The following is a 2932-nucleotide window of genomic DNA, read 5'->3' as shown; positions in this document are numbered from 1 at the left end:
CATCCGTGCAACCGCGGGCGGCACCACGCGCCGCAGCCACAAGCACGTGACCGTCACGCGTCACCGCCGCCATCGCTGAGCGGGCGACCGATATCAATACCGAAGGCCGGGCCGGGCGACTGTTCCGGCCTTGTCATTTGCGATGCTCATGAACCGTACCCGAATCCTCGCCGCCGGCGCCCTCCTCGTCGTGGCCGCCACGAGCTTCGCCAGCCCCTGGTGGACACTGAACCGCCTGCGCGCGGCCGTGGAGCGCCATGATGCCGAGGGCGTCTCCGCCCAGGTCGACTTTCCTGCCCGCGCGACAGCGTGAAGAGCCAGTTGCTCGGGTCGATCGCCCGCGACGCGGACACCAATGCCTTCGCCGCGATCGGCCAGGCCTTCGCACGGGCCGTCGCGGATCCGCTCGTGGACGCGATCGTGTCGCCGGCCGGTGTCGCCGCCATGGTCGAACACGGCAAGGTATCGATCGGCAAACCCACCCGGGACGCCGGGACGCCCGCCGCGGAGCCGCCACGGGACAAGCCGCCGCAGCACGAGCCGCATTATGCGCTGCACTACCGCGGCTGGCGCCATTTCGCCGTCACGGCGGACGACGGCGGCAGCTTCGTGTTCCGGCGCGACGGCCTGTGGAGCTGGAAGCTGGCGGGGATCGAGTTGCCGCGCAACTGAGAACTCAGCGCGACTTCAGCTGGCGCACATGGCCTTCCAGTTCGGCGAAGGTCGGGCGCTCCGTGGCCGAGATGACCTTGCGGCCGAATTCCACGGCGATCGTCGGCGCATAGCCGTTCATCGAGGCCAGCAGCGTCACTTTTACACATTGCAGCGCCTTGACGACTTCCTGGTGGCGCCGGTGCAGCAGGCTCCCGAGCGGCGCGACGAGGCCGTACGACAGCAGGATGCCGAGGAACGTCCCCACGAGCGCGGCCGCGATCAAGCCGCCCAGCTCCGCCGGCGGCCGGCCGATGGACCCCATCGTGTGCACGACACCCATCACCGCGGCGACGATGCCGAACGCGGGCATGCCATCGGCCAGCTTGTGGATTGCCTGCACGGGGATGTCGGCGTCTTCCTGGTACGTGGCGATCTCGTTGTCCATCAGGTTTTCCAGCTGGTAGCTGTTCATCGTGCCGGACACCATCAGGCGCAGGTAGTCCGTAATGAATTCCATCAGGTGATCGTCGAGCAGGATGATGCGGTACTTCGTGAAGACGGCGCTTTCGTACGGCGCGTCGATCTCGTTCTCGAGCGCCATCAGCCCTTCCCGGCGCACCTTCGTCAACAGGTCGAACATCAGGGCCATCAGCGCCATGTACAGCTCGCGGGTGTAGCGCGAGCCGTGGAACAGCATCGGCAGGCTCTGCCACGTGAGGCCGATCGCCTTGCGGTCGTTGGCGATGACGAACGCGCCCAGCGCGCCACCGAAGATCATCAAGAGTTCGTAGGGCTGGAACAGCGCGGCAAGGTGCCCGTCCTGCAGCACGAAGCCGCCGAACACGGCCAGCAGCACGATGATGAAACCCGCGACGATCAACATGATAATGCCCCGATAACTATTCCCAGAACGCAACTTTAACATTGTTGCCACTGAGAAAGCAAAGGTTGTGCTGAGAGTTGGTCGATAGGTTGCGATATGGCAGGATGTCGGAATGCCAACGAAATTTGTCGCGTTCTTTCGCAATCTTAATCTGGGCCACCCGCCGGCGCCGACCCGTGCCGTGTTCGAGGCGGCATTTGCGGATGCGGGCGCTGTCGCCGGCGTGGCGCTGCCGTCATCCAACCCGAGGGGCGATGTGCGCGTGGTGAGCTGGCATGACGGGATGCTGCTGTCGCTGACGTACAAGCTCGGCGCCAGTGCCGGCAGTCCGAACGCGTTCGTCGAACGCACGCTGGACGTGCCGGCGACGACCCGGGTGTGGAACACGGTCGTCCGGCTCGTCCGCAAACATGCCGCTACACCGGATCCTTGACGACCCGGTCGACGTAGCACCAGCCCCACGTCTCCCCCGGCTCCTTCGAGCGGATCACCGGGTGGTTCGTCGCATGGAAGTGCTTCGTGGCGTGCTGGTTCTTCGACTGGTCGCAACAGCCGACGTGGCCGCACGTCAGGCACACGCGCAGGTGCACCCACGTGTCGCCCATCCGAAGGCACTCCTCGCAACCGTCGGTATTGCCCTCGCGGGTCACGATGTGATGAAAGTGCGTGCAGTCGTTGCTCATGCCACCTCCTTATTTCTCGATCATTCCCCGCAATCCGCTCGCCCGGTGCGTGCGGCGCAGGATGGCTTCGCCCAGCACGGCCGGCCCCGGCGTCGTCAGGGTGAACTGGCGGCTCGCGCGCGTGATGCCCGTATAGACTAGCTCGCGCGCCAGCACGGCGCCCCCCTCTTTCGGCAGGGCCAGCACCGTGTGCGCGAATTCCGAGCCCTGCGATTTATGGACCGTCATCGCGTACGCCGTCTCCACGTGGCGCAGGCGCGTGGCCAGCACGCTGCGCACGTTGTCGCCTTCCAGGAACCACACGCGCAGCGAACCGGGACGCGCCGGGTCCGGCAGCGCGAGGCCGATGTCGCCGTTGAACGTGCCCGTCGGGTAGTCGTTGCGGGTGACCATGACGGGGCGGCCCACGTACCAGTCGCCGCGCACGATCAGGCCCGCCTGCGCGAGGCGCAGTTCGATGGCCTCGTTCAGGCCTTCGACGCCCCACTCGCCTTCGCGCACGGCGCACAGCACGCGGAACGCTTCGAAGCGCTGCAGCACGGCGCGTACCCAGCCTTCGTGGCTTCCATGGCCTGCACTGCCGGCGCGCAGCAGTTCGAGATACGGGCGATAACCCTCGTTCGCCAGCTGGATCACGTGGTGCTGGTGCGCGTGGTCGATCCAGCGCAGCACGCCGGCCGCGTCGGGTGCGCGCAGCGCGGCGGCCGCGCTG

General features: G+C 66.8%; 6 protein-coding genes. 3 read left to right on the top strand and 3 right to left on the bottom strand.

Annotation, left to right across the window (positions count from 1 at the left end; genetic code table 11):
• Nucleotides 1-148 precede the first annotated feature (148 nt).
• Both ACEN88_RS28275 and ACEN88_RS28270 read left to right on the top strand, forming a co-directional pair.
• Nucleotides 149-313 (top strand): DUF2939 domain-containing protein, encoded by a 165-nt coding sequence (locus ACEN88_RS28275; protein ID WP_413345012.1) that lies wholly within the window; start codon nt 149-151, stop codon nt 311-313.
• Complete coding sequence (locus ACEN88_RS28270) at nt 310-672, top strand: DUF2939 domain-containing protein (protein ID WP_413345010.1); 363 nt, start codon at nt 310-312, stop codon at nt 670-672. The genes ACEN88_RS28275 and ACEN88_RS28270 overlap by 4 nt, the downstream gene beginning before the upstream one ends.
• Before the next feature lie 4 nt (nt 673-676).
• Here the strand turns inward: ACEN88_RS28270 and motA are convergent, their stop codons facing one another.
• Nucleotides 677-1537 carry a flagellar motor stator protein MotA gene (gene motA, locus ACEN88_RS28265; protein WP_413345008.1) on the bottom strand — a complete coding sequence of 287 codons (861 nt, stop codon included), beginning with the start codon at nt 1535-1537 and terminating at the stop codon, nt 677-679.
• Nucleotides 1538-1649: 112 nt separating this feature from the next.
• On the opposite strand from motA, the gene ACEN88_RS28260 reads away from it, so the two are divergent.
• The gene (locus ACEN88_RS28260) at nt 1650-1970 is read left to right on the top strand and encodes a hypothetical protein (RefSeq protein WP_413345006.1); all 321 of its coding nucleotides are present in this window, start codon (nt 1650-1652) and stop codon (nt 1968-1970) included.
• Here the strand turns inward: ACEN88_RS28260 and ACEN88_RS28255 are convergent.
• Together ACEN88_RS28255 and ACEN88_RS28250 are read right to left on the bottom strand one after the other, a co-directional pair.
• Nucleotides 1954-2220 carry a UBP-type zinc finger domain-containing protein gene (locus ACEN88_RS28255; RefSeq protein WP_413345004.1) on the bottom strand — a complete coding sequence of 89 codons (267 nt, stop codon included), beginning with the start codon at nt 2218-2220 and terminating at the stop codon, nt 1954-1956. The two genes, ACEN88_RS28260 and ACEN88_RS28255, sit on opposite strands and share 17 nt — an antisense overlap.
• Before the next feature lie 9 nt (nt 2221-2229).
• The coding region (locus tag ACEN88_RS28250; RefSeq protein ID WP_413345003.1) for an ATP-binding domain-containing protein at nt 2230-2932 on the bottom strand (703 nt) is incomplete at its 5' end.

Source organism: Massilia sp. CT11-108, assembly GCF_047302915.1.
GTDB classification, from domain to species: Bacteria; Pseudomonadota; Gammaproteobacteria; order Burkholderiales; family Burkholderiaceae_D; genus Telluria; species Telluria orientalis.
Note: the sequence above shows the minus strand (reverse complement) of the source record. Positions and strands in the feature narration are given on the sequence as shown.